The sequence below is a fragment of the uncultured Thermus sp. genome (assembly GCF_938010445.1).
GTDB classification, from domain to species: domain Bacteria; phylum Deinococcota; class Deinococci; order Deinococcales; family Thermaceae; genus Thermus; species Thermus altitudinis.
Window position 1 is genome coordinate 1 of record NZ_CALLUR010000036.1, and the last position, 21964, is coordinate 21964.

General features: G+C 66.2%; 30 protein-coding genes, 1 tRNA gene and 1 pseudogene. 19 read left to right on the forward strand and 13 right to left on the reverse strand.

Annotated elements, in window-relative coordinates; genetic code table 11:
• A partial coding sequence (locus tag Q0693_RS01815; protein WP_298628767.1) for an RsfS/YbeB/iojap family protein occupies window positions 1-142 on the forward strand: 142 nt, incomplete at its 5' end.
• 193 nt (window positions 143-335) lie between these two features.
• Here the strand turns inward: Q0693_RS01815 and Q0693_RS01820 are convergent.
• Both Q0693_RS01820 and Q0693_RS01825 read right to left on the reverse strand, forming a co-directional pair.
• Window positions 336-431 (reverse strand): annotated as a pseudogene (locus Q0693_RS01820) (Uma2 family endonuclease); the annotation flags it as partial.
• A 76-nt stretch (window positions 432-507) separates the two neighbouring features.
• Window positions 508-789 carry a hypothetical protein gene (locus tag Q0693_RS01825; protein WP_243031024.1) on the reverse strand — a complete coding sequence of 94 codons (282 nt, stop codon included), beginning with the start codon at window positions 787-789 and terminating at the stop codon, window positions 508-510.
• 21 nt (window positions 790-810) lie between these two features.
• Between Q0693_RS01825 and panC the strand changes: the two genes are divergently transcribed.
• Both panC and Q0693_RS01835 read left to right on the forward strand, forming a co-directional pair.
• A complete protein-coding gene (panC, locus tag Q0693_RS01830; protein ID WP_298628729.1) occupies window positions 811-1641 on the forward strand; it encodes a pantoate--beta-alanine ligase in 831 nt (276 codons plus the stop codon).
• Window positions 1638-2747 carry a type IV pilus twitching motility protein PilT gene (locus tag Q0693_RS01835; protein WP_243031026.1) on the forward strand — a complete coding sequence of 370 codons (1110 nt, stop codon included), beginning with the start codon at window positions 1638-1640 and terminating at the stop codon, window positions 2745-2747. Before panC ends, Q0693_RS01835 begins: the two co-directional genes overlap by 4 nt.
• A 3-nt stretch (window positions 2748-2750) precedes the next feature.
• Here Q0693_RS01835 and Q0693_RS01840 read toward each other — a convergent pair whose 3' ends face one another.
• Together Q0693_RS01840 and Q0693_RS01845 are read right to left on the reverse strand one after the other, a co-directional pair.
• Window positions 2751-3167 (reverse strand): hypothetical protein, encoded by a 417-nt coding sequence (locus Q0693_RS01840; protein WP_298628731.1) that lies wholly within the window; start codon window positions 3165-3167, stop codon window positions 2751-2753.
• A complete protein-coding gene (locus Q0693_RS01845) occupies window positions 3164-3874 on the reverse strand; it encodes a DUF433 domain-containing protein (RefSeq protein ID WP_298628733.1) in 711 nt (236 codons plus the stop codon). Before Q0693_RS01845 ends, Q0693_RS01840 begins: the two co-directional genes overlap by 4 nt.
• A 193-nt stretch (window positions 3875-4067) precedes the next feature.
• Here Q0693_RS01845 and Q0693_RS01850 point away from each other — a divergent pair, with 193 nt between their 5' ends.
• The 6 genes from Q0693_RS01850 to Q0693_RS01875 all read left to right on the forward strand — a co-directional run bounded on the left by Q0693_RS01850 (window position 4068) and on the right by Q0693_RS01875 (window position 10190).
• On the forward strand, window positions 4068-5342 hold the full coding sequence (locus Q0693_RS01850; protein WP_298628735.1) for a thymidine phosphorylase: 1275 nt from the start codon (window positions 4068-4070) through the stop codon (window positions 5340-5342).
• Between the two features lie 70 nt (window positions 5343-5412).
• Entirely contained in the window at window positions 5413-6336 is a 924-nt protein-coding gene (locus Q0693_RS01855; protein ID WP_298628737.1) for a M23 family metallopeptidase, read from the forward strand.
• 10 nt (window positions 6337-6346) lie between these two features.
• Window positions 6347-6712, forward strand: a complete 366-nt coding sequence (locus Q0693_RS01860; RefSeq protein ID WP_243028319.1) for a polymer-forming cytoskeletal protein — start codon at window positions 6347-6349, stop codon at window positions 6710-6712.
• Between the two features lies 1 nt (window position 6713).
• Window positions 6714-7571 carry an acetyl-CoA carboxylase, carboxyltransferase subunit beta gene (gene accD, locus Q0693_RS01865; RefSeq protein ID WP_243031032.1) on the forward strand — a complete coding sequence of 286 codons (858 nt, stop codon included), beginning with the start codon at window positions 6714-6716 and terminating at the stop codon, window positions 7569-7571.
• Entirely contained in the window at window positions 7555-8505 is a 951-nt protein-coding gene (locus tag Q0693_RS01870; protein WP_298628742.1) for an acetyl-CoA carboxylase carboxyltransferase subunit alpha, read from the forward strand. Before accD ends, Q0693_RS01870 begins: the two co-directional genes overlap by 17 nt.
• A gap of 68 nt (window positions 8506-8573) precedes the next feature.
• On the forward strand, window positions 8574-10190 hold the full coding sequence (locus Q0693_RS01875; RefSeq protein ID WP_298628743.1) for a PEGA domain-containing protein: 1617 nt from the start codon (window positions 8574-8576) through the stop codon (window positions 10188-10190).
• A gap of 54 nt (window positions 10191-10244) precedes the next feature.
• Here the strand turns inward: Q0693_RS01875 and Q0693_RS01880 are convergent, their stop codons facing one another.
• Window positions 10245-10871, reverse strand: a complete 627-nt coding sequence (locus Q0693_RS01880; protein WP_298628745.1) for a DUF1648 domain-containing protein — start codon at window positions 10869-10871, stop codon at window positions 10245-10247.
• 30 nt (window positions 10872-10901) lie between these two features.
• Here Q0693_RS01880 and Q0693_RS01885 point away from each other — a divergent pair, with 30 nt between their 5' ends.
• The 3 genes from Q0693_RS01885 (at window position 10902) to Q0693_RS01895 (ending at window position 12439) form a co-directional block, all read left to right on the forward strand.
• Window positions 10902-11594 (forward strand): NTP transferase domain-containing protein, encoded by a 693-nt coding sequence (locus Q0693_RS01885; RefSeq protein ID WP_298628746.1) that lies wholly within the window; start codon window positions 10902-10904, stop codon window positions 11592-11594.
• Between the two features lie 4 nt (window positions 11595-11598).
• Window positions 11599-12138, forward strand: coding sequence for a hypothetical protein (locus Q0693_RS01890; protein WP_243031037.1), 540 nt, complete (start codon window positions 11599-11601; stop codon window positions 12136-12138).
• 61 nt (window positions 12139-12199) lie between these two features.
• Complete coding sequence (locus Q0693_RS01895) at window positions 12200-12439, forward strand: ferredoxin (RefSeq protein WP_015716251.1); 240 nt, start codon at window positions 12200-12202, stop codon at window positions 12437-12439.
• 49 nt (window positions 12440-12488) lie between these two features.
• Here Q0693_RS01895 and Q0693_RS01900 read toward each other — a convergent pair whose 3' ends face one another.
• From Q0693_RS01900 to Q0693_RS01910, 3 genes are all read right to left on the reverse strand, one after another.
• Window positions 12489-12962 carry a GNAT family N-acetyltransferase gene (locus tag Q0693_RS01900; protein WP_243031038.1) on the reverse strand — a complete coding sequence of 158 codons (474 nt, stop codon included), beginning with the start codon at window positions 12960-12962 and terminating at the stop codon, window positions 12489-12491.
• 90 nt (window positions 12963-13052) lie between these two features.
• The gene (locus Q0693_RS01905; RefSeq protein ID WP_014516375.1) at window positions 13053-13274 is read right to left on the reverse strand and encodes a cold-shock protein; all 222 of its coding nucleotides are present in this window, start codon (window positions 13272-13274) and stop codon (window positions 13053-13055) included.
• A 114-nt stretch (window positions 13275-13388) separates the two neighbouring features.
• Window positions 13389-14432 carry a J domain-containing protein gene (locus Q0693_RS01910; RefSeq protein ID WP_298628751.1) on the reverse strand — a complete coding sequence of 348 codons (1044 nt, stop codon included), beginning with the start codon at window positions 14430-14432 and terminating at the stop codon, window positions 13389-13391.
• A 162-nt stretch (window positions 14433-14594) separates the two neighbouring features.
• Here Q0693_RS01910 and Q0693_RS01915 point away from each other — a divergent pair, with 162 nt between their 5' ends.
• Window positions 14595-15656, forward strand: a complete 1062-nt coding sequence (locus tag Q0693_RS01915; protein ID WP_298628753.1) for an alanine--glyoxylate aminotransferase family protein — start codon at window positions 14595-14597, stop codon at window positions 15654-15656.
• On the opposite strand, the gene Q0693_RS01920 is transcribed toward Q0693_RS01915, so the two are convergent.
• Window positions 15648-16433, reverse strand: coding sequence for an undecaprenyl-diphosphate phosphatase (locus Q0693_RS01920; RefSeq protein WP_298628755.1), 786 nt, complete (start codon window positions 16431-16433; stop codon window positions 15648-15650). The two genes, Q0693_RS01915 and Q0693_RS01920, sit on opposite strands and share 9 nt — an antisense overlap.
• A gap of 44 nt (window positions 16434-16477) precedes the next feature.
• Between Q0693_RS01920 and ispD the strand changes: the two genes are divergently transcribed.
• From ispD to Q0693_RS01935, 3 genes are read left to right on the forward strand one after another with little or no spacing between them, the layout of a single operon-like run.
• Window positions 16478-17116, forward strand: a complete 639-nt coding sequence (gene ispD, locus Q0693_RS01925) for a 2-C-methyl-D-erythritol 4-phosphate cytidylyltransferase (protein WP_243031062.1) — start codon at window positions 16478-16480, stop codon at window positions 17114-17116.
• Window positions 17104-17922 (forward strand): 4-(cytidine 5'-diphospho)-2-C-methyl-D-erythritol kinase, encoded by an 819-nt coding sequence (gene ispE / locus Q0693_RS01930; RefSeq protein ID WP_298628757.1) that lies wholly within the window; start codon window positions 17104-17106, stop codon window positions 17920-17922. Before ispD ends, ispE begins: the two co-directional genes overlap by 13 nt.
• Window positions 17909-18478 (forward strand): hypothetical protein, encoded by a 570-nt coding sequence (locus tag Q0693_RS01935; RefSeq protein ID WP_243028331.1) that lies wholly within the window; start codon window positions 17909-17911, stop codon window positions 18476-18478. The genes ispE and Q0693_RS01935 overlap by 14 nt, the downstream gene beginning before the upstream one ends.
• 60 nt (window positions 18479-18538) lie before the next feature.
• On the opposite strand, the gene Q0693_RS01940 is transcribed toward Q0693_RS01935, so the two are convergent.
• Together Q0693_RS01940 and Q0693_RS01945 are read right to left on the reverse strand one after the other, a co-directional pair.
• Window positions 18539-19033, reverse strand: coding sequence for a CarD family transcriptional regulator (locus Q0693_RS01940; RefSeq protein ID WP_114313488.1), 495 nt, complete (start codon window positions 19031-19033; stop codon window positions 18539-18541).
• Window positions 19030-19599, reverse strand: a complete 570-nt coding sequence (locus tag Q0693_RS01945) for a TetR/AcrR family transcriptional regulator (protein ID WP_243031044.1) — start codon at window positions 19597-19599, stop codon at window positions 19030-19032. Before Q0693_RS01945 ends, Q0693_RS01940 begins: the two co-directional genes overlap by 4 nt.
• 72 nt (window positions 19600-19671) lie before the next feature.
• On the opposite strand from Q0693_RS01945, the gene Q0693_RS01950 reads away from it, so the two are divergent.
• From Q0693_RS01950 to Q0693_RS01960, 3 genes are read left to right on the forward strand one after another with little or no spacing between them, the layout of a single operon-like run.
• Window positions 19672-20385: a cyanophycinase gene (locus Q0693_RS01950; protein WP_114313486.1), complete on the forward strand. Its 714-nt coding sequence runs from the start codon at window positions 19672-19674 to the stop codon at window positions 20383-20385.
• Window positions 20386-20394: 9 nt separating this feature from the next.
• Window positions 20395-20895, forward strand: a complete 501-nt coding sequence (locus Q0693_RS01955; protein ID WP_298628761.1) for a DUF2227 family putative metal-binding protein — start codon at window positions 20395-20397, stop codon at window positions 20893-20895.
• Window positions 20896-20938: 43 nt separating this feature from the next.
• Window positions 20939-21421 carry a TlpA disulfide reductase family protein gene (locus tag Q0693_RS01960; protein WP_298628763.1) on the forward strand — a complete coding sequence of 161 codons (483 nt, stop codon included), beginning with the start codon at window positions 20939-20941 and terminating at the stop codon, window positions 21419-21421.
• On the opposite strand, the gene tsaE is transcribed toward Q0693_RS01960, so the two are convergent.
• Both tsaE and Q0693_RS01970 read right to left on the reverse strand, forming a co-directional pair.
• On the reverse strand, window positions 21350-21820 hold the full coding sequence (gene tsaE / locus Q0693_RS01965; protein ID WP_298628765.1) for a tRNA (adenosine(37)-N6)-threonylcarbamoyltransferase complex ATPase subunit type 1 TsaE: 471 nt from the start codon (window positions 21818-21820) through the stop codon (window positions 21350-21352). The genes Q0693_RS01960 and tsaE overlap by 72 nt on opposite strands.
• Window positions 21821-21846: 26 nt before the next feature.
• A tRNA-Leu gene (locus tag Q0693_RS01970) sits at window positions 21847-21933 on the reverse strand.
• Window positions 21934-21964: the final 31 nt, after the last annotated feature.

Sequence of the window (21964 nt, forward strand, 5' to 3'; positions counted from 1 at the left end):
GCTTCGGCCCCGGCCCACGGAGGGGCAGAGCCCCCGCTGGGTGGTGCTGGACTACGGGGAGGTGGTGGTCCACCTCATGACCCCCGAGGCCCGGGAGTACTACGACCTCGAGGGCTTCTGGGCGGACGCCGAGAGGATTTAAGGGTTAAGGCCCTGGGCCTAGTCCAGGGCCGAGTAGAGGGCTTCCAGGCCTAGGGGTATACCCAGGCAGGGCACCTGGCCGCCGGGGTAGGCCTTAGGGCTATAGCCCATTTCCTCGCGGATGTACCCTGCAAGCCCCTTGCTTTGGGGGTTGGGGATGGGCTAGGCCTGACCAAGCCCAGGTAGGCCCGCATCCTCTCCCTCCGGTCCTGGGCCTCCGTGGCGGGGGAAAGGGCCTCCATGACCAGGCAGGGGCGTTCCCCGTAAAAGGGCTTCCCCCTTGGTGGCCCCCACGCCGCCACGGGGCCTTGGGAAAAAGGGCCACCCCCAGGAGGTTGGGCCCGCGGCTGGTTCCGGCTATCCTTCCTATTTCAGCCGTGGCGGGGCCAAGGGCCCCATGATGAAGCGCTGAAAGAGAAGGTAAAACCCCAGATAGACCAGGATCTGGAACCACATGCTTTGGGCCCAGGTGAGGCCCAGGGATGCGGTGAGCAGGATGAGGAGGGTGGCCGCCATCACCACCAAGGTGGTGCGGAAGAAGATTCCGGGGAAATACCTAAGGGCTTCGCGGAAGGTTTTGGGCCGCCTCTCCTCCCATTCCTTCAGGGCCTTTTTCTTGAGCTTTTCCTCACGCTTCTTCTTGCCCACGGGGAAAGTATACTTAAGCCCGTGAAGGTGGCGCACACCGTGGCCGAGCTCCGGCAGGCCCTTCCTCGGGAGGGGATAGGCTTTGTTCCCACCATGGGGTATCTCCACCGGGGGCACCTGGCCTTGGTGGAGCGGGCCCGCAAGGAAAACCCCTTGGTGGTGGTTTCCATCTTCGTCAACCCCTTGCAGTTTGGCCCCGGGGAGGACTACCACCGTTACCCCCGGGACCTGGAGCGGGACCGGGCCCTGCTCGAGGAGGCGGGGGTGGATCTCCTCTTCGCCCCCAGCGTGGAGGAGATGTATCCCGCGGGGTTTTCCAGCCGCATCACCGTGGCGGGTCCCCTCACCGCCCTATGGGAGGGGGAGGTGCGCCCTGGGCACTTCCAAGGGGTGGCCACGGTGGTGGCTAGGCTCTTCCTCCTGGTGGGGCCAAGCCGGGCCTATTTTGGGGAGAAGGACTACCAGCAGCTTTTGCTGATCCGCAAGATGGTGCGGGACCTGGGCTTTCCCCTGGAGGTGGTGGGGGTGCCCACGGTGCGGGAGGAGGATGGGCTGGCCCTTTCCAGCCGCAACGTCTACCTGTCCCCGGAAAGGCGCAAGGAGGCCACGGTGCTTTACCGGGCCCTTTGGGCCATGCGGGAGGCGGCCTTGGGGGGAAAAGGCGTGGCCGAGGCCTTGGAAAAAGGGGAGGAGGTGCTCAAGGAGGTGCCCGAGTTCCGCCCGGACTATCTGGCCATCGTGCACCCGGAAACCCTCCTTCCCCTTTCCCGCTTTGTGCCCGGGGCCAGGGGGATCGTGGCGGGCCGCTTTCCCGAGGTGCGCCTGATCGATAACCTGGAGGTCTACCCATGAGCGAAGCTTTCCCCCAGGAGGGTAGGCAAAGCCTCTTGGAGATGCTCAAGGCCATGGTCCAGGCCCGGGCCTCGGACATCCACCTGCAGGCGGGGGCCCCGCCCGTGATCCGGGTGGATGGGAAGCTGAAGCCCTTTGGCAACCGGCCCCTAACCCCCAAGGACACGGAGGCCATCGCCAAAGCCCTCCTTACCCCGGAGCAGTGGGAGGAGGTGGAGTACCGCAAGGAGCTGGACTTCGCCTACACCATCCCGGGGGTGGCCCGCTTCCGTTGCAACCTCCTGAGGCAGCGGGGAAGCTTCGGCTTGGTGATGCGGGTGGTGGCCGAGGTGATTCCCAGCTTTGAGGCCTTGGGCCTGCCCCGGGAGGTGATGGAGGGGCTCGCCGCCAAGGAGCGGGGGCTCATCCTGGTCACCGGGCCCACAGGAAGCGGCAAAAGCACCACCCTGGCGGCCCTCATTGACCATATCAACCTGCACTACGCCAAGAACATCGTCACCATTGAGGACCCCATAGAGTTCCTGCACAAGCACAAGAAGAGCCTGGTGGTGCAGCGGGAGGTGGGGCTGGACACGGATAGCTTCTACTCCGGGGTAAAGTACGCCATGCGCCAGGACCCCGACGTGATCCTGATTGGGGAGATGCGGGACAAGGAAACGGTGGAGGCTGCCCTCATGGCGGCCCAGACCGGGCACCTGGTGCTCTCCACCCTCCACACCCTGGATGCGGCGAGGACCATCAACCGCATCATCGAGTTTTTCCCGCTTCATGAGCACCAGCAGGTGCGCATTCTCCTTGCCGAGTCCCTTCTGGGCATCCTTTCCCAGAGGCTTTTACCCCGGGCGGACGGGAAGGGGAGGGTGCTGGCCCTGGAGGTTCTCATCGCCACCCCTTACGTGCGGGAGCTCATCAAGGATGAGGACAAGACCCCCCAGATCAAGGAGGCCATGATGGAGGGCTCCATCCACGGGATGCACACCTTTGACCAGCACCTGGTGGAGCTCTACACCCAGGGGCTCATCTCCCTGGAGGACGCCCTTTCCGCCGCCACCAGCCCCCACGAGTTCAGGCTTCTCCTCACCAAGGCCACGGGGCAGGCGTACTGAACGCTAGAGGTCAAGGCATTTTAGGTGATAGCGTTTTTTACCTTTCTTCTCTGTGATCCGGAATCGGGCTACAAAGGGCGGGGGGGTTCTATTTATGAACCGTGTGATCCGGGCTTGGGCATTTGCGAACTCTTGGGCTACCTGAACAAGCCAGCCTGGCATTTGCTGCTTGGGGTTGGGTAAGAGGATTACCCTGGCCCTGTAGGCTAGGAGCACTTCCTTTTCTGTTTTATTGAAGCGTATCCTCTCGTCCAGCGTTAGGATGATCCATTGTTTCCGGCTCACCTGGGGAATCCATATTTCGTCCCGTTCCTCTTGGGAGAAATGGTCATCGTGGAGTTCTACGGTTAGCCCTAGTTGGCGAAGGCGTAAGGGGAACTTGCGGCCAAGATTCCGGTCACAGAAGTAGGTGGGACTCACGCAGCCCTGCCCTCGAAAAGGATCGCTTCCTTCACGTCTTCTACACTGATGCCGTAGTCTTCAGCTAGGGACGTGGGGGTTTCACCGGAATCATACCGAAGCGCAATGATGCGGGTTCGGATACCTTTCACGGTGGGCGCGCCAAAGGCTACTTGCGGATCCAGCACGATCCGGTCGCTGCGTATTTGGTCAGCTACGGGAGGGTGGAAACGAAGCGGCCTTCCCCTTGCATCCCGGTGCACCCTAGCCAGGTAGCTCTCTAGGATTTTCTCCAAGGCTAGTTGGCCGGAACGACTCAGCGACAGCAATCCTTGAGGATCCCTAACAAAGATGTCGCCAAGGCCAGCTTTCAGGTCAAGCAGCAAGGGGCGGGCTACCCCAAGGTGCTCCATGGCGTACTTCACCATGCGTCGGATTTTGGCCATAGAGACACCAAACTCTTCCCTTAGTGCGGCGAGCACATTGGCTTCTACCAGGTTGTGGAAGGAGAGCAGGTGGCCTTCTTCTGGAGGGGTTATCAGGGGTTCAGACCACCTTGCCCCTTGGGCCGTGGTGTAGCTTCTCCCACGCACCCAGGTGCGAAGGGTGGCTACGGGGATGCCTAGGTAACGGGCGGCTTCCCGGAGGGTATAAAGGGGGCGGTCCCGGGGGTCCAAGCTCAGCACCCGGCTTTTTGGCTCCGCTCCTTTGGGCTTTCCCCTATCCATCAACTAGATTATCACCCCAGGGCCCAGGGAATGTCCACCCCTGGGAGGGCTCAGTTTCCCCTAGAAAAGGGGAAGCTAGACGTCCCGGCCATACCCCAGGCGGGATTGGGAAACCTCCGAAGGGAAGAGGTGCCCTAACTCCCCGATGCCAAGGCGGTACCGCCCGGCCGCGGCCCTGGCGTAGCATGGGGGCATGAACCCGGTGGCGTTTATCCGCGAGAAGCGGGAGGGCCTTAGGCATAGGCGCCAGGACCTCGAGGCCTTCCTCCTCGGCTACCTGAAGGAAGAGGTGGCGGACTACCAGGTCTCCGCCTGGCTCATGGCGGCCTTCTTAAGGGGCCTGGACCGGGAGGAAACCCTTTGGCTTACGGAAACCATGGCCTATTCCGGAAAGGTTTTGGACCTTTCCCACCTGCCCCACCCCGTGGACAAGCACTCCTCCGGGGGGGTGGGGGACAAGGTGAGCCTGGTGGTGGGGCCCATCCTGGCGGCGGCGGGCTGCACCTTCGCCAAGATGTCGGGCCGGGGCCTGGCCCACACGGGGGGGACCATTGACAAGCTGGAGTCGGTGCCGGGCTGGCGGGGGGAGATGACGGAGGAGGAGTTTCTGGATAGGGCCCAGCGCATCGGCCTGGTCATCGCCGCCCAAAGCCCGGACCTGGCCCCCTTGGACGGAAAGCTTTACGCCCTAAGGGACGTGACCGCCACCGTGGAGAGCATCCCCTTGATCGCCAGCTCCATCATGAGCAAGAAGCTGGCGGCTGGGGCCAGGAGCATCGTGTTGGACGTGAAGGTGGGCAAGGGAGCCTTCATGAAGACCCTGGAGGAGGCCCGGCTTCTCGCCAAGACCATGGTGGAGATCGGCCAGGGGGCGGGCCGCAGGGTGCGGGCCCTTCTCACCAGCATGGAGGCCCCCTTGGGCCGGGCGGTGGGGAATGCCATTGAGGTGCGGGAGGCCATAGAGACCCTAAAGGGGAAGGGGCCTGAGGATCTGGTGGCCGTGGCCTTGCGCCTTGCGGAGGAGGCCTTGGGGCTGGAAGGGTTGGACCCGGGCCTGGCCCGGAGGGCCTGGGAAAGCGGGGAGGCCCTGGAGAAGTTCCGGGCCTTCCTCGAGGCCCAAGGGGGGGAGGCCAGGGTGGTGGAGGACTTCACCCTGCTGCCCCTAGGGGAGGAGTTGCCCCTTTTGGCGGAAGGGGAGGGAGTGGTGCAGGAGGTGGACGCCTACCGGGTGGGCCTGGCGGTCTTGGCCCTGGGGGGTGGGCGAAGGAAAAAGGGCGAGGCCATCGACCCCGGGGTGGGGGTCCATCTCCTGAAAAAGCCCGGGGACCGGGTGGCAAGGGGGGAGGCCCTAGCCCTGGTCTACCACCATGGCCGGGGCCTGGAGGAGGCCCTGGCCCATCTAAGGGAGGCCTTCCGCCTGGGCCTGGAGGCCAACCCCCTGCCCCTGGTCTTGGACGCTTTGCCCTAAGGGCCAACCCATTGGCCTCAACCAGTGGCCTTGCCCTTAGGGGCGAGGGGGTAGGGTATACTCTTGCCGGATGAAGCGACGCTGGAAAAGGCCCGTGCGCTATACCCTGTTCCTGGCCCGAAGCGGCGGGGGAAGCCGGGCGGTGGTCCTGCCGGGGTGGGCCGTGGCCCTCTTCCTGGCCCTCCTAACCCTTTGGACCGGGGCCAACCTCTACCTCTGGCATAGGAGCCGGGAGGCCCAAACCCTGGAGGTCCGCCTCCAGGCCCTTTCCCAGGAGGCCCGGAGGCTTTCCCTGGCCCTCGAGGCGGAGCGGGCCAAAAACGGGGCCCTCTCGGAGGAGGCCAAACGCACCAAAAAGGAGCTGGAGGAGATCAAGAAGGCCATAGAAGAGCTCCGCCGCCGGGCGGGGCTTTCCCCCTTGAACGCCCTTCCCGTGCGCTACCAGGAAGGGGGCCAGGGGGGTGGGGCCGTGGCCGAGGAGTCCCTGGCGGGCTGGGCGGAGGTGCGAGCGGAGATCCTGGACCTTAAAAACCAGCTTAAGGAGGTGGTCCCAGCTCTGGAAAGGACCCTGGAGGTGGAGCGAAGCCTTCCCCGGGGCCTGCCCCTACGGGGGCACGAGGGGGTCACCTCCTTTTTCGGCATGCGCAAAAACCCCTTCGGCCCGGGGTACGAGTTCCACGACGGCCTGGACTTCGCCGCTCCCTATGGGGCTCCCGTCTACGCCACGGGAAGCGGGGTGGTGGCCCAGGTGGGCTGGATGGGGGCCTATGGCCTTGCCGTCCTCCTGGACCATGCGGAGGGGTACCAGACCCTCTATGGCCACCTTTCCCGCTTGGCGGTGCACCCCGGGCAGAGGGTGGAAAGGGGGCAGGTCCTGGGGTACGTGGGCTCCACGGGCCGCTCCACCGGCCCCCACCTCCACTACAGCGTCTACCGCTACGGCACCCCCTTGGACCCCAGGCCCTACCTAGACCCCCTTTGGGCCTCCCGTTAAAATGGGGCGGATGCTGGGGAGGAGGCAGACGGGGGCCCTCACCTACCTGGGGCCCGACACCGAGGTCCTGGGGGACCTGAAGGCCAAGGGCCAGGTGCGCATCGACGGCCTGGTCAAGGGCTCGGTCTACGTGGAAGGGGAGTTGGAGGTGGGCCGCACGGGCCGGGTGGAGGGGGAGAGGGTGGAGGCAGGAAGCGTCCAGATCCACGGGGAGGTCAAGGCCGACTTGGTGGCCACCAAGGTCAGCCTTTCCAAGACGGCCCGCTTCACCGGCACCATTCGGGCCCAGGCCTTGGATGTGGAAGCGGGGGCGGTCTTCATCGGCCAGAGCCTGGCGGGGGAGACCAGGGCCCTGGAAGCCCCCAAGGAGGCGTAGCGTGGCCCTAGAGCGGCTTTTCCGAAGGAAAAGGCCCAGCGGGGAGAACCGGGACGTCCCCGAGCTTTGGACCAAGTGCGAGGCCTGTGGGGCCCAGCTCTATAAGAAGGAGTTTAAGGAGAACCTGTACGTCTGCCCCAAGTGCGGCCACCACCACCGGGTGCCCGCTCCCGAGCGGGTGGAGATGCTGGCCGATGCCGGCACCTTCCAGGAGATCACCCGGCTTAAGCCCTTGGACCCCTTGGGTTTCGTGGACACCAAACCCTACCGGGAAAGGCTTAAGGCTTACCAAGAGGAAACCGGCCGCCCCGACGCCATCCTGGGGGGCACCTGCGCCATCGGCGGGGTGCCTGCGGTCCTCATGGTCATGGACTACGCCTTTGCCGGTGGCTCCATGGGGAGCGTGGTGGGGGAGGAGATCGCCCGGGGGGCGGAGCGGGCGGCGGCGGAGGGCCGGGCCCTGGTGATCGTGGCGGCCTCGGGGGGGGCCAGGATGCAGGAGGCGGCCCTTTCCCTCATGCAGATGGCCAAGACGGTGATGAGCCTGGACCGCCTTTGGGAAAGGCGGCTTCCCTACGTGTCCATCCTCACGGATCCCACCACCGGGGGGGTTACCGCCAGCTTCGCCGCCTTGGCTGACGTGATCTTCGCCGAGCCTGGGGCCTTGATCGGCTTTGCCGGGCCCAGGGTTATCCGCCAGACCATCCGCCAGGAGCTCCCCGAGGGCTTCCAGCGCTCGGAGTTCTTGCTGAAGCACGGCATGGTGGACCGGGTCACGGACCGCAGGAGGCTGAAGGCGGAGGTGGTCCAGGTCCTCCGCCACCTGCACCCCGGGGTTTCCTATGGCACTGGAGTTTGAAAAGCCCATCCTAGAGCTGGAAAAACGCATCGCCGAGCTGAAGGAGACGGCCCGCACCACGGGGGTGGACCTCGAGGCGGAGATCCGTCTCCTGGAAGAACGCCTGGCCCGGCTCAAGCAGGAGGTCTATGGCCACCTCACCGCCTGGCAGAGGGTGCAGCTGGCCCGGGCCCCGGGCCGCCCCACCACCTTGGACGTCCTGGAGAAGGCCTTCCAGGACTTTTTGGAACTCCATGGGGACCGGGCCTTCGCCGACGATCCCGCCATCGTGGGGGGGCTGGCCTACCTGGAGGGGCAGAAGGTGGTGGTGGTGGGCCACCAAAAAGGGCGGGACACCAAGGAGAACCTGCAGCGCAACTTCGGCATGCCCCATCCCGAGGGGTACCGCAAGGCCATGCGCCTCATGGACCTGGCGGACCGCTTCGGCTATCCCTTCATCTCCTTCATTGACACCCCGGGGGCCTACCCGGGGGTTTCCGCGGAGGAGCGGGGCCAGGCCTGGGTCATCGCCCAGAGCATCCAGCGCATGAGCCGCCTGAGGGTTCCCGCCATCGCCCTCATCCTGGGGGAGGGGGGAAGCGGGGGGGCCTTGGCCATCGGGGTGGCCAACCGGGTCCTCATCATGGAAAACGCCTGGTACTCGGTGATTAGTCCCGAGTCCTGCGCGGCCATCCTCTGGCGGGAGGCCAAGGAGGCTCCCAAGGCCGCCGAGGCCCTGAGGCTCACGCCCACGGACCTTCTGGCCCAGAAGGTGGTGGACGCCATCGTTCCCGAGCCCGAGGGCGGGGCCCACAAGGATCCCTTGAAGGCCATCCAGAACATCAAGGAAGCCCTCCTAAGGACCCTCGAGGAGCTCAAGGGGCTTTCCCCGGAGGAACTCTACCAAGACCGTTACCGCCGCTTCCGCACCTTAGGGGCCTACGCCGAGTCTTAAGGGGCCTTGGCCTTTTTCCCTCAGGATTTTCACAGGGAGGCTTTAGCCTGAGGGCGGAGGTGAGGGCTATGCGGAAACTGCTTTTGGCCATTTTGGGTTTGGGGGCGGCCTTGGCCCAGCAGATAAGCCCCCAGGGCATCCTCGTGAACCCGGTGCCCACCGACCTTCAGGTAAGGGTTTGGGTGGACAAGGACCCAGGAAAGCGGGGCACGAGCGTTTATCAGATCGGTGAGCCCATCTTCATCTACGTGAACGTGAACCAGGATGCCTATGTCTACCTTTTCAACATCAACGCCGATGGCAGGATTGACCCCATCCTGCCCAACGCCTTTGAGCGGGACAACTTCCTCCGGGCGGGGGAGACCCGGCGCTTTCCCCCGGAAGGGGCCCGCTACCGCTACACGGTGACCGGCCCGGAAGGGGAGGACCGCATCCTGGCCGTGGCCAGCAAGCGCCCCCTCTCCTTGGGGGAGATCCTGGATGTGGAGGCCAACCGGCTGCGGGTACAAGGGGCGGAAGGCCTGGCCCGGGCGCTTTCCATTGTGGTGGAGCCCCTTCCCCCCAAGGACTGGGTCACGGACGTGGCCCGCTACTACGTGGGCCGGGTGACGGCTCCCCCACCTAGCCCGGCCCTGGCCACCTTGGTGGTGGACTCCAGGCCCACCGGCGCCGAGGTCTACCTCAATGGCCGGCTTTCTGGGCGCACCCCCCTCACCCTCCAGGTGAACCCCGGCCGGCAGGAGGTGGAGCTCCGGCTTGCCGGCTACCAGCCCTACCGGGTGACGGTGAACCCGAAGCCGGGGGAGCGGGTGCAGGTCTTCGCCCAGCTGGTGCCCGAGCCCAGGCAGGGAACCCTGGTCATCTCCTCCACTCCCTCGGGGGCCGAGGTGTACGTGGAGGGGGCCCTCCGGGGCCGTACCCCCCTTTCCCTAAGCCTGCCCGAAGGCCGCTACCAGGTGGAGCTTAGGCTGGCCGGCTATGAGACCTACCGGGTCGCGGTCCAGGTGCGAAGGGGGGAGACCACCCGGCTGGACGTGCGCCTTAACCCCGTTTCCCGCACCGGGACCCTCTTCCTGGAGTCCAACCCCACGGGGGCCGAGGCCTACGTGAACGGCGCCTTGCGGGGCCGCACCCCCTTGCGCCTGGTCCTGGACGAGGGGACCTACCAGGTGGAGTTTAGGGCCCCCGGTTACGAGCCCTACCGGGCCACGGTGCGGGTGGAGCGGGGCCGGGAGACCCGGGTTTCCGCCAGCCTTAGGCCCATCCGCACCGGGGAGCTTTACCTGGAGGCCAGGCCCGAGGGGGCCGAGGTCTATGTGGATGGCCGCCTCATGGGCCGGGCGCCCTTGAGGGTAAGCCTGGAGGCCGGTCTCCATGAGGTGCGGGTCCTGGCCCCCGGCTACGGGGAGTACCGGGCCCAGGTGGAGGTGCGCCCCGGGGAGTCCGTGAGGCTTTATGTGGAGCTCCTCCCGGTGCGGGCGGTGTTGGAGCTTTACCTGAACGTGGAGGCCCGGGTCTTCTTGAACGGGGAGGAGGTGGGGGTGGCCAAGGGAGGCTACCTGCGCCTCGAGGCGCCCTTTGGCCAGCACGAGCTCACCCTGGTGGCCCCTGGGTACCGCACCCTGGTGGAGACGGTGCAGGTCAGCGGAAACCAGGTGCTGCGGTTTACCCTTAGACCCCTCTGAGGGCCACCGCCAAGGGGGGGTTTCCCGCCGTGGGTTTCCGCGGCGGGAAGCCTTCTAGAGGGGCTTCTTCCAGGCCCGGTAGGAAAAGAGGGCCAGGTAAAGGCCCCCTAGGACCAGGGCGAGAAGCCAGGCCCAAAGCCAGGGTCCCTCACCCCCCAGAAGGGCCACTACCCAGGCCCAGCAGCCCAGGAGGGTAAGGACAAGGCCGGCCCTCCGCTGGGTTTTCCGCCAGACCTCGAGGTCCGCCAGGGTCCAGGGGGTGCGGACCCCGGCCACGGGATTAGGGGGAAGGTGAGGGAGGAGGAGGCCTAGGACCAGGAAGACCAGGCCTACCCCTACAAAAAGAGCCCTTCCCAGGGGGAAGGGTATCCCCTGGGCCTGGGCCCAAGCGGCGTAGAGAAGGATGCCTTGCAGGAGGGTGAAGCTCCAGACGGTGGCGGCCTCCAGCCACGCCCAGATGGCAGGTGGTTTCCCCAAGGACCTGGGGGCTAGGGCCAGGAGGGGGTAGAGGAGAAGGGTAACCACGAGGGGTAGGAGGAGGACCTCGAGGCGGCTTCCGTACCGGGTGACCTCCCCTTGGGCGTTCCCGTGGGCGGGGATGGAGGATGGCAGATGGGGATAGGCGTAGAGGGTGAGGGCCCAAAGGAGAAAAAGGCCTAAAGGCGCCGACCAGCGGACCATGCCCAAAGGATAAGCCGTTAGCATAGGGAGGTGGAGGCCATCGTCTTGGGAGGCGGTGAGGAGGCTTGGGCCCGCAAGTACGGGGTGCGGAGCAAGGCCCTGGTGCCCTATCGGGGCCGGCCCATGGCGGAGTGGGTGCTTTCCGCCCTGCAGGAGGCAGGGCTTTCCGCCATCTACGTGGGGGAGAACCCAGGCCTAGCCCCCTCCCCCCGCCTTACCCTGCCCGACACCGGGAGTCTGCTTGGCAATCTGGAGGCGGCCCTGGGGCACGCGGAGGGCCGGGTCCTGGTGGCCACCGCGGACATTCCCCACCTGAGCCCGGAGGCGGTGCGCTTCGTGCTGGAAAAGGCCCCGGAAGCCGCCCTGGTTTACCCCATCGTGCCCAAAGGGGCGGTGGAGGCCCGTTTTCCCCATACCCGGCGCACCTACGCCCGGCTTAGGGAAGGGGTCTTCACCGGGGGAAACCTGTTGCTTTTGCACAAGGAGCTCTTCTTCCAGGCCCTGCCCCTGGCCCAAAGGGTGGTGGCCCTTAGGAAGAAGCCTTGGGCCCTGGCCCGGCTCATCGGCTGGGATATCCTCCTTAAGCTTCTCCTGGGCCGGCTTACCCTTCCTGAGCTGGAGGCGCGGGCCAAGAGGATCCTGGGGGTGGAGGCCAGGGCCCTCATCACCCCCTACCCCGAGGTGGGGGTGGACGTGGACCGGGAGGAGGACCTGGTAAGCTAAGCCCATGCGTACGGTGAAGGAACTCCGCCTGGCCGGGCTTTTCGCCTATCTGGCTGCCTTGGTGCTGGGCCTTCTTTTTTCCTACCTCCTCCACTCCCTCCTGGGGGGCGGGGGCAGGCTGGGATGGGAGCACTTTAACTTTACCGGCCTCCTGGAAGGCCTAGGGTTTCTCCTCTTCTTCACCTTTGCCCTCTACGTGGCCAAGAAGGCGGTACGGGTGCCCTGCACCACCTTGCTCACCGCCGGGCTTCTCTGGCCCACCCCGGCCCGCCGCTTGGCGAAGCCTTTGCCCCAGGTGGAGGCCCTGGAGGCCTACGAGGGCCGGGGGGTGGCCCTTTTGGTGCAGGAGGGGCGTCCGGTGGGGCTTTTGGGCCTTTCCGACCACATCCTGCCCTTAGAGGAGGTGCCCAGCGTGGAGGCCGAGGTGGCGGTGAGCGAGCTTTCCCCCCTTTTCCTGCGTCAACCCCTGGTCCTGGTGGTCAGGGGGGAGGAGGTCCTGGGGGCCATCTCCCGGGAGGCCTTCTTCCGGCACCTGGGGGCCTAGGCGGTTGACAAAGAGCCTGCTGCCCTAAAATAGGGGGGAGCGGTAGCTCGGGAGGTGAAGGATGCCGCACGTGATCTGTGAACCCTGCATCGGCGTAAAGGACCAGTCCTGCGTGGAGGTCTGCCCCGTGGAGTGCATCTACGACGGGGGGGACCAGTTCTACATCCACCCCGAGGAGTGCATTGACTGCGGGGCCTGTGTGCCCGCCTGCCCGGTGAACGCCATCTTCCCTGAGGAGGACGTTCCCGAGCAGTGGAAGTCCTACATTGAGAAAAACCGCAAGCTGGCCGGGCTGGGCTAAGGGGTAAACCTTCGGCCCAGGGGGCTTGGGACCCTCGGCGGGGTTTCGTTTATAACTCCCGCACGTACCAGCTTAGGGTGGGGCCCCCGTCTTTCACGTGGCGGAAGCCCTGGGCCCGGAAGAAGTCCTTAGCCCGGGCGTTGTTGCCGTAGACCACCGCATAAAGCCGCTCGGCCCCCGTAAGGTGGTTTAGGAGATGCTCCAGAGCCCTCCGCCCTAGGCCCTGGCCCTGGCGGTCTTCCCGGATGAGGAGGAGGCTTAGGGTGGCGTCCTCGGGCTCGGGGTAGTGGAGCTTGTAGTCCAGGTAGCCCACCACCTCCTCCTCCAGGAGGAGGAGAAAGGCCCGGCGGCGCTCGTCCCTTTCTAGGGTGGCCAGGTCCCGGGCCACGTCCTCCAGGGCCGGGGGTTCCATACCGATCAAGGCGAAGTACCCTGGGCTTCGCAGGAAGAGCCCGTGCAAAAGGGGTGCGTCCTCCGGATGCACGGGGCGCAGGCTAATGCTGAGGGTCCGCATCCCTCCCATGCTACCGGTCCGAGCCTGAGAATGGGGTGATGGGTTCCCCAAAAGTTTAGCGCCGTGGGGAGGTCTCCCCACGGCGGTCCAGGTTACCCTTTACCTGCGGGCTGGCTCCACCACGGTGACGTTCACCGCCTGGGGGCCCTTGCCGTTCTTGCCCGGCTCCACGTCAAAGGTGACGATGTCGCCCTCGTTCAGGGTGCGGAACCCCTTGGCGTTGATGGCGCTGAAGTGGACGAACACATCGGTGTCGCCCTCGCGCTCAATGAAGCCGTAGCCCTTCTCCGCGTTGAACCACTTGACCCGACCCTTCTGCATACTGCTCCTTCTCTTCCGGGCCCTTAGGCCCGTATCCGGGGCTTTAGGGGTTGCTTTAGACCCCAGGGGCCACCCTATAGCCACCCGGAATGCCTCAGTGTACCACGAGGGGTCCTATTTGCGAAAGAGCCCCTTGAGCTTTTCCCAAAAGCCCTCGGGGGCCACTTTTTCCCCCACCTCCTCCGCGTAGGCCCTCAGGAGCTCTTTGGCCTTGGGGGAAAGGTGTTTGGGTACGGAAAGCTCCACCACCACCCTTAAGGCTCCCCGGCCCCCGGGGTAGGGAAGGCCCTCCCCAGGGAGCTCAAACACCTCCCCGTGCCCGGTGCCTGGAGGGATGTCCAGGGGAATGGGCCCAGAGAGCCCGGGTACCTCTACCCGGGTGCCCAGGGCCGCCTGGGCTAGGCCGATCCTCAGGCGGTAGACCAGGTGGGGGCCTTCCCGCTCCAGATGGGGGTGGGGCCGGATTCTAAGGCGCACGTAGAGGTCCCCGGGGCCTCCTGGGGCCAGATTGCCGTAGCCCGGGACCCGGAGGATTTGGCCCTCGTCCATGCCCGGGGGGATCCTCACCCGGACCCTCTCCTCCCGGGCCACCCGGCCCCGGCCCCGGCAGGTGGGGCAGGCCTCGGCCAGGAGGTAGCCCTGCCCTTTACAGTGGGGGCAGGTGGAGCGGGTTACGAAGCCGGAAAAGAGGCCCTGGCGGTAGGTTTCCACCACCCCGCGGCCTCCGCAGGTGGGGCAGGCCACCCGCTTGCCCCCCTGGCCATGGCAGGATTCGCAAGGGACCAGCCGGGCGTACGTCACCTCCACCTCTTTTCCCCCGAGCAGGTCCTCCAGTGCCACCTCCACCTGGGCCTCGAGGTCCTCCCCCCGGGGAGCGGTGCGCCCGGAGCGGAAGCCGAAGACCTGGGCGAAGAGGTCAAAGAGGTCCTCCGCTTGGAACTCCGGCGCCCCCAGAAGCCCCCGGTCGTACTGGGCCCGCTTCTCGGGGTCGGAGAGGATGGCGTAGGCCTCGTTGATCTCCTTGAAGCGCTCCTCGGCCTCCTTGTCCCCGGGGTTGCGGTCGGGGTGGTACTGGAGGGCGAGCCTTCGGTAGGCCTTTTTGATCTCCTCCTGGGTGGCCTCCCGGCCCACCCCCAGGATGGCGTAGTAGTCCTTCATCCAACTAGCACTTTACAAGGAAAGGGGCTTAGGCTAAAGTGTTCCCCAATGAGGCTCCTGCGAGCTATCCGGTAGGGGGCCCCTTCCTGCGGGAAGGGCCCCCCCGGTCTGGCCGCGGGGGCTTTTCTTATGCCCGCTTCCCACGGGCGTAGAGGAGGCGAGATGCTGCTTCTGACCCCTGGACCCACCCCCATCCCGGAACGCGTGCAGAAGGCCCTTATGCGCCCCATGCGGGGCCACCTGGACCCGGAGGTGCTGGCGGTGAACCGAGCCATCCAGGAGAGGCTCCGCTGGCTTTTTGACCCCGGAGAAGGAGCCTTGGTGGCCGCTTTGGCGGGCTCGGGAAGCCTGGGCATGGAGGCCGGCCTGGCCAACCTGGATCGGGGCCCTGTTTTGGTGCTGGTGAACGGGGCCTTCTCCCGAAGGGTGGCGGAGATGGCCCAGGTGCACGGCCTGGAGCCCACGGTTTTGGAGTTTCCCCCGGGCGAGCCCGTGGACCCGGAGGCCGTGGCCCAGGCCCTAAGGGGAAGGCCCTACCGCATGGTGGCCCTGGTGCACGGGGAAACCTCCACCGGGGTGCTGAACCCGGCCCGGGAGATCGGGGCCCTGGCCCAGGAGGCCGGGGCCCTTTTCTTTTTGGATGCCGTCACCACCCTGGGGATGCTTCCCTTCTCCATGCGGGAGATGGGGGTGGACTACGCCTTCACAGGGAGCCAGAAGTGCCTCTCCGCCCCCCCGGGTTTGGCCCCGGTGGCGGTGAGCCTCGAGGCCCGGCGGGCCTTCACCGCTAGGCGGGGCTGGTACCTGGACCTGGAGCGGGTGGCGGAGCATTGGGAGCGGGGGGGGTACCATCACACCACCCCGGTCCTCCTGCACTACGCCCTTCTGGAGGCCCTGGACCTGGTCCTGGAGGAGGGGGTGGAGGCCCGCCAAAAGCGGGCCCAGGAGGTGTACGCCTGGCTCCTTGGGGAGCTGGAGGAGCGGGGCTTTCGCCTCTACCCCAAGGCCAGCCCCTTGCCCACCGTTTTGGTGGTGCGCCCCCCCCAAGGGGTGGAGGCGGATCGCCTGGTGAAAGGCCTTTACGCCCAAGGGGTGGCGGTGGCGGGGGGGATCGGGCCCACCCGGGGCCAGGTGCTGCGGCTTGGCCTCATGGGGGAGGGGGCCAGGCGGGAGCTTTACCAGGGATTCCTCGAGGCCCTGGACCGGGTCCTGGCCCTAGCGTAAGAAGAAGTAGGCATAGACCAGGGCCAGGGCCATGCGGTAGAGGGCAAAGGGCCTGAAGCCGTGGCGCTCCACAAAGGAAAGCATCCAGCGCACGGTGAGGAGGGCGGTGACCAAGGCGGCGAGGAAGCCCACCACGAGGAGGGTCCAGCCCCCTTGGGGTACGGCCGGGGCGCTCTTGAAGAGGTCGTAGCCCACGGCGGCCAGCATGGTGGGCAGGGCCAGGAGGAAGCTGAACTCCGCCGCCGCCTTGCGCCTTAGGCCCAGAAGAAGTCCTCCCAGGATGGTGGCCCCGCTGCGGCTGGTGCCCGGGAAGAGGGCGGCAAGCCCCTGGAAAACCCCGATCAGGGCCACCCGGGCCCAGGGTAGCTCCAGCACATCCCCATAGCGGGCCCGTTCTGCCAGGCGGTCCGCCAGGAGGAGGACCAGGCCCACGAAGAAGAGGAAGAAGACCACGATGCCGTCATCCCCCAGGATCTTCCCCTTGATGAGGGGGTAGAGGAGGAAGCCCATGGCGGCGGTGGGTAGGAAGGCTGCCCCTATGCGCAGCCAAAGGGCCCGGTCCACCGCAAAACGCCGGCCATAAAGCAGCAAAATGGCCAGGATGGCCCCCAGCTGGATGGCGATGAGGAAGGTTTTTAGGAAGGGGTCTTCCTGGATGGGCAGGCCCAGGAGGTGAAAGAGCAAGGTGAGGTGGCCGGTGGAGGACACGGGTAGGAACTCGGTGAGCCCCTCCACCACCCCTAAGAGAAGGGCTTCCCAAAGGCTCATGGGGCCCATGCTACCATGGGGGCGTGGCGGCTTTGCCTGGAGGTGAGCCCGCGATGTACTCCGTCCTCATCCCTGCCGCTGGGAACGGGGAGCGGCTGGGCCTAGGGCCCAAGGCCTTCCTGCGGGTGGGGGGGAAGACCCTCTTGGAGTGGGCCTTGGGGGCCTTCCAGGAGGCGGCGGAGGTCCTGGTGGCCCTTCCCCCGGGAGCGGAGGCCCCTAGGGGGCTTCGCGCCGCCTTTCTGGAGGGGGGCAGGACCCGGCAGGAGTCGGTTTCCCGCCTCTTGGAAGCGGCAAGCCTCCCCTTGGTCCTGGTGCACGATGTGGCCCGGCCCTTCGTGAGCCGGGGGCTTATAGGGCGGGTCCTCGAGGCCACCCGCACCACGGGGGCCGCGGTGCCGGTTCTGCCCCTTCCCGACACCCTGATCCGCCCAGAGGGGGAGGCCTACGGGGAGGTGGTGCCCCGGGAGGCCCTGCGCCTGGTCCAGACCCCCCAGGGCTTCTTCACCGCTCTCCTGCGGGAGGCCCATGCCTACGCCAGGAGGCGGGGGCTGGCCGCCACCGACGACGCCCAGCTGGTGAGGGCCCTGGGGTATCCCGTGGCCCTGGTGGAAGGGGAGAGGACGGCCTTTAAGATCACCTATCCGGAGGATCTGCCTTTGGCGGAGGCGTTGGCGCAGGTATGGAACGCCTAGCGGTGGCCAAGGTGAACCTGGGCCTCTCCCTCCTCGGCAAGAGGCCGGATGGCTATCACGAGCTGCATACCCTCTTTGCCGCCCTTTCCTTCGGGGATAGGCTCTTTTTGGAACCCATCCCCGAGGGGATTGAGTTCCGCGGGCGCTACGGGCGGAGGAACCTGGCCTACCGGGCGGCGGCCGCTTACCTGGAGGCGGCAGGCTGGCCCGGGGGGGTGCGCATCGTATTGGAAAAGGCCCTACCCGAAGGGGCAGGCCTGGGCGGGGGCAGCTCGGATGCCGCCCAGGTGCTCTTGGGCCTAAAGGAGCTTTATCCCGCGGAGGTGGACCTCCAGGCCCTTGCCCTTTCCCTGGGGGCGGACGTGCCCTTCTTCCTCCGAGGGGGGGTGGCCGAGGCCCGCGGGGTGGGGGAGAGGTTAAGGCCCCTTTCCCTACCCCCTCGTTTCGTGGTGGTCTTTTCCTCGGGCCTGCGCCTTCCTACCGCCAGGGTCTATGCGGAGGTCAAGCCCCACGACTTTGGGCCCGACCTCCCCGTGGGGGAGATCCTCGAGGCCCTGGAAAGAGGGGAGGAGCCCCCCTACTGGAATAGCCTCGAGGCCCCTGCCTTCCGCCTTTATCCAGAACTCCGCCGGGTGAAGGCCAGGCTGCGGGATCAGGGGCTAAGGGGGGTGCTCATGACGGGCTCGGGTAGCGCCTTTTTTGGGTTTGCAGAGAGCGAGGACCACGCCAGGAAGGTGGCGGAAGCCCTCCGGCATTCAGGGTATGTGCGCTATGGGGTCCTGGGGGGGGAGCATGGGGCTGTTTAGGGACCTGTTTGGCTGTTGCCCCAAGGCCCTGGAGGAGATCAAGGCCTTGCCCATCCGCTGGGATGAGGAACGCTTCGCCTTTTGGCTCAAGCAGGACTTCCCCTTTGTGGAGGCCTTATACCGGTTTCAGGTGGGGCTTTTGCGGGATGCCCCTCATCCCCACCGGGCCCCTTTGGTCCAGGCCCTCATGGCCACGGTGGAAGAGCTGGACTGGCTCCTTTCCCAAGGGGCGGATCCTAAGGAGCCGGTCCATCCGGTGCGGCAGGAGTACGTCGCCCTGCTCCAGGAGATGGAGGGGTTTTCCTACCCCTACCGCCTGGTCTTCTTCTACTTCCTGAACCACCTTTTCCTGGAGGCCTGGAACGCCCACGTGGAGGGAGATGGACCCTGGCAGGAACTTTCCCAACATTGGGCGGCTCCCGAGTTCCAAGCGGTGCTCTTTGACCTGGAGGTGATGGCCCAGGGCCAGGTGGAGGGGCTGGACCCTGGGGTGGTGGAGCGCTACCTGGCCCGCATCCTGGAGATGGAAAAGAAAGTCTGGAGCCTCCTCCTTTAGGTGGAGGCGGGAAGGGAAAGGGCCCCGGATTCCGGGGCCCCTGGTCAGCCAAGCGTTTCCTCAGTTCAGTTCTTCGCCCCAGGCCTCCTCAAAGAGGCGCTTGGCTTCTTGGACGGTGATCTCCAGGGTCTGGGAAACTTCTTCCGCCAGCAGGTAGATGGCCCGCCTTAGGGCCTGGCGGTCCAGGTCCGGCAGGCCCCGCTCCAGCTCCCAAGCCCTGAGCTGGCCCGCCATCTGGGCGATGCGGTAGGGGTTCCCGTCCGCCAGGATCTCGCTGGTCTTGCGATGCCGGGCGGCCCACTGCTTGGGCAGGGGCATGCGCCCATTTTTGAGGAGGTCCAGGATCACCGGTACCTCCTCAGGGGCCAGGGCTTTGCGCATGCCCACGCTTTGGGGGGCTTCCACGGGTACGTAGGCCTTGGAGCGGGAACCGGGGAAGTCCACCTGGTAGTAGGCCCGACTTACTCCGCTCACGCTCCGTTGGGCTATGCCCGCCACCACGCCAACCCCGTAAGGGGGCAGGACCACCTTGTCGCCGGGACGGAACTCTTTCACGGCGCCACTCCTTTCCGGAGCACCTCTAGGAGATGCTCCAAATAAGCCTCTACCTCTAGCTGAGGCGTACACCCCAAGGCCGCGATCACGTGGGCGGTGGCCCTGGGGGAAAGCCCCGGGCGCACGGCTCCTTCCTCCTGGCCGCTTCGCACCAGCTCCTCCAAGAGGTCCAGGTAGTGCTGGTGAAGCCCTTTGAGCCAAGGGGTGGGGTCCTCCATGGCCTCCCGGGCTACCGCGGCCCACAGGCCTCGCCATTCGGCGATCCAGGCCAAGCGCTTTTGCAAGAGGGCTTCCAGGCGCACAAAAAAGGGCGCCTTTTGGCGCACCACCTCCTCCACCTCCCGGTAGAAGGCCCAGGTCCTTTCCTCCACCAGGTTTTTCAAGAGGTCCTTCTTGTCGCGGAAGTACAGGTAGATGGTGCCCTTGCCCACCTCCGCCCGCCGGGCCACCTCCTCCATCTTCAGCCCGGAAAGCCCCATCTCCCGGAGGATTTCCAAGGTGGCCTCGAGGATGGCCCTCCTCTTGTCCTTGGATAAGGCCCCCGGGGGGGATACCATCGCGGCCACGCCCTCAAGTCTACCACACCACCCTTTTCCTTTCATGAGGAGGGCATTACCCTAGGGGTATAGGAGGTCGGTATGCGCCAGGGCTTTTTCGCCTTGCTGACTGCCGATCCCCTTCGGGGGGCCTTGCGTCCGGTGGAGGCCAGGCTCCTGGAGGAGGCCCGGGGAGAGGCCCTCTTTCTGGTGCCCTATCCCTTGCGGGACCTGGCGGAGGCCTGGCGGTTGGCCTACCGCAGCCTGGGCCTCAGGCAGGGACGGGTGCTCTATCTCAGGCGCCGGGAGGAAGCCTTTGATCCCCTGGTGGCCCAGGCGGTGGCCCAAAGCCCCCTGGTCTTCTTGGCCGCGGAGGGATTGCCGGAGTTTTTGGATCTAATACGGGGGAGCCCGCTCCTTCAGGCCCTTTTGGAGGTTCACCGGCAGGGGGGTGGGGTGGTGGCCTTGGGGGAGGCGGCGGGCCTCCTGGGGGAGGCGGCCTTCTACTCCCTGGAAGGGGAGGTGAGGGCCGCCTTGGGCCTGGCCCTTCTCCGGGGCCTGGTCTTCCTCCCCCGGGTGGAGGAACGGGGGCGGTTTCTGGCCCTTTCCCGCCTGGTGGCCGACAACCCGGACCTGGTGGGCCTGGGCCTATTGGAAAACACCGCCCTCCGCCTTCTTAGGGGCTTGGGCGAGGTCTGGGCGGGGGAGGTCACCTTGGTGGATGCCGGAGGGGCGGAGTACACGGGCCGGGGGGTTAAGGGGCTACGGATGGATGTCCTGTCGGCGGGGGAGCGTTTTCCCCTGCCTGCCCTTTAGGATGGCCCTATGCCCTCGGGGCGGGTGCACGAGGCCATCAACCTGACGGTCCTGGGCGGGGGGGCGGTGGCCTACCTGGCCTATGGGGGTTCCCCAGAGGAGCCCAGGGCTTTGGCCTTTGCCCTGGCCTACCTGGCGGGGACCTTTCTCCTCTCCCCGGACCTGGACTTGGCGGAGAAGGGGACGCGTTCCCTACGCCGCTGGGGCCTCTTGGGCCTCCTTTGGCGCCCTTACGGATGGCTATTCCGCCACCGGGGGCTTTCCCACACCTGGGTGCTGGGGCCCTTGACCCGGCTGGGGTACCTGGTGGGGCTCCTTGGGGGCTTGGCGGTTCTGGCCCAAGGCCTCGCGGGGTATCTGGGCATGGGGTTTTCCCTGAGGCTACCCTCTTGGCCTTGGGAGGTTTGGGGTTTTGCCCTTTTGGGCTACTACTTTTCCCAATGGCTTCACCTGGTGGCGGATGGCATCTGGCCGGACCACGATCTGAAAAGGTTACGGCGGCCAAGGTGAGATGGTTTACATACCCACCCCCGCTAGGGTACACAATGGAGGCATGCTAGGGCGTTGGGTGGGGTGGCTTTTGCTTCTGGGTTTGGCCCTTGCGGTGGGGCCGGGCCAGCGCCTGCCTGAGTTTTCCCTTTTGGATCCCAAGGGTAACCTGGTTACCCCTGCCACCATGAAGAAGCCTGCGGTCATCGTCTTCTGGGCCAGCTGGTGCCCGGTGTGCCGGGCGGAGTTCCCTGGGCTTCACCGGGTGGCGGAGGAGACCAAGGTGCCCTTCTACGTGATCAGCCGGGAGCCCAAGGACACCCGGGAGGTGGTGCTGGAGTACATGAAGGCCTACCCCCGCTTCCTTCCCCTTCTGGCCTCGGAGAAGGACAAGCCCCACGAGGTGGCCAACCGTTTCAAGGTGGTGGGCCAGCCCTGGACCTTCGTGGTGGACGCGGAGGGAAAGGTGGTGGCCCTATTCGCCGGGCGGGCTGGGCGGGAAGCCTTGCTGGATGCCCTCCTCCTGGCCGGGGTGGAGCTGCCATAGCTGGGCGAGGCGCACCTCCCCTTGGGGGGTGAGGCGGAGGAGGAAGTCGGCCCCTAGGGCCTCGGGATCCCCCCACTCCACCAGCACCAGGCGGGCTCCCTCCCGGGAGGCTTCCAGCTGGGGAAGGAGAAGGGCGGGGTCCTTAAGGCGGTAGAGGTCGGCGTGCACCAGGGGGCCTTCGGGGGTGGGGTAGGTGTGGATCAAGGTGTAGCTGGGGCTCGTGACCCTTCCCCCAAAGCCCAAGGCCTGGGCCAGGAAGCGGACGAAGGTGGTCTTGCCTGCCCCTAAGGGCCCTTGCAGGACCACCAGGCTTCCTTCCGGCAACAGGGGCAGGACCTCCCCGGCCAGGGCCTGGGTGTCCTCGAGGGTCTTAAGGGTGCGCTCCAGGAGAAGCCCCATAAAGAAAAAGGCCCCTCAGGGCCTTTTGGTGCCGGGAGCGGGACTTGAACCCGCACGCCCTTGCGGGCACCACCCCCTCAAGATGGCGTGTCTACCAGTTCCACCATCCCGGCAGGGCGCGCCTTACGCGCAAGCTTCAGTTTA

Excerpts from the sequence above, each read along its gene's own strand:
- Q0693_RS01835 (WP_243031026.1), top strand. The coding sequence starts at position 1,638 with ATGAGCGAAGCTTTCCCCCAGGAGGGTAGGCAAAGCCTCTTGGAGATG.
- Q0693_RS01845 (WP_298628733.1), bottom strand. The coding sequence starts at position 3,874 with ATGGATAGGGGAAAGCCCAAAGGAGCGGAGCCAAAAAGCCGGGTGCTG.
- Q0693_RS01850 (WP_298628735.1), top strand. The coding sequence starts at position 4,068 with ATGAACCCGGTGGCGTTTATCCGCGAGAAGCGGGAGGGCCTTAGGCAT.
- Q0693_RS01855 (WP_298628737.1), top strand. The coding sequence starts at position 5,413 with ATGAAGCGACGCTGGAAAAGGCCCGTGCGCTATACCCTGTTCCTGGCC.
- Q0693_RS01860 (WP_243028319.1), top strand. The coding sequence starts at position 6,347 with ATGCTGGGGAGGAGGCAGACGGGGGCCCTCACCTACCTGGGGCCCGAC.
- Q0693_RS01870 (WP_298628742.1), top strand. The coding sequence starts at position 7,555 with ATGGCACTGGAGTTTGAAAAGCCCATCCTAGAGCTGGAAAAACGCATC.
- Q0693_RS01875 (WP_298628743.1), top strand. The coding sequence starts at position 8,574 with ATGCGGAAACTGCTTTTGGCCATTTTGGGTTTGGGGGCGGCCTTGGCC.
- Q0693_RS01880 (WP_298628745.1), bottom strand. The coding sequence starts at position 10,871 with ATGGTCCGCTGGTCGGCGCCTTTAGGCCTTTTTCTCCTTTGGGCCCTC.
- Q0693_RS01890 (WP_243031037.1), top strand. The coding sequence starts at position 11,599 with ATGCGTACGGTGAAGGAACTCCGCCTGGCCGGGCTTTTCGCCTATCTG.
- Q0693_RS01895 (WP_015716251.1), top strand. The coding sequence starts at position 12,200 with ATGCCGCACGTGATCTGTGAACCCTGCATCGGCGTAAAGGACCAGTCC.
- Q0693_RS01900 (WP_243031038.1), bottom strand. The coding sequence starts at position 12,962 with ATGGGAGGGATGCGGACCCTCAGCATTAGCCTGCGCCCCGTGCATCCG.
- Q0693_RS01905 (WP_014516375.1), bottom strand. The coding sequence starts at position 13,274 with ATGCAGAAGGGTCGGGTCAAGTGGTTCAACGCGGAGAAGGGCTACGGC.
- Q0693_RS01910 (WP_298628751.1), bottom strand. The coding sequence starts at position 14,432 with ATGAAGGACTACTACGCCATCCTGGGGGTGGGCCGGGAGGCCACCCAG.
- Q0693_RS01915 (WP_298628753.1), top strand. The coding sequence starts at position 14,595 with ATGCTGCTTCTGACCCCTGGACCCACCCCCATCCCGGAACGCGTGCAG.
- Q0693_RS01920 (WP_298628755.1), bottom strand. The coding sequence starts at position 16,433 with ATGGGCCCCATGAGCCTTTGGGAAGCCCTTCTCTTAGGGGTGGTGGAG.
- ispD (WP_243031062.1), top strand. The coding sequence starts at position 16,478 with ATGTACTCCGTCCTCATCCCTGCCGCTGGGAACGGGGAGCGGCTGGGC.
- ispE (WP_298628757.1), top strand. The coding sequence starts at position 17,104 with ATGGAACGCCTAGCGGTGGCCAAGGTGAACCTGGGCCTCTCCCTCCTC.
- Q0693_RS01935 (WP_243028331.1), top strand. The coding sequence starts at position 17,909 with ATGGGGCTGTTTAGGGACCTGTTTGGCTGTTGCCCCAAGGCCCTGGAG.
- Q0693_RS01950 (WP_114313486.1), top strand. The coding sequence starts at position 19,672 with ATGCGCCAGGGCTTTTTCGCCTTGCTGACTGCCGATCCCCTTCGGGGG.
- Q0693_RS01955 (WP_298628761.1), top strand. The coding sequence starts at position 20,395 with ATGCCCTCGGGGCGGGTGCACGAGGCCATCAACCTGACGGTCCTGGGC.
- Q0693_RS01960 (WP_298628763.1), top strand. The coding sequence starts at position 20,939 with ATGCTAGGGCGTTGGGTGGGGTGGCTTTTGCTTCTGGGTTTGGCCCTT.
- tsaE (WP_298628765.1), bottom strand. The coding sequence starts at position 21,820 with ATGGGGCTTCTCCTGGAGCGCACCCTTAAGACCCTCGAGGACACCCAG.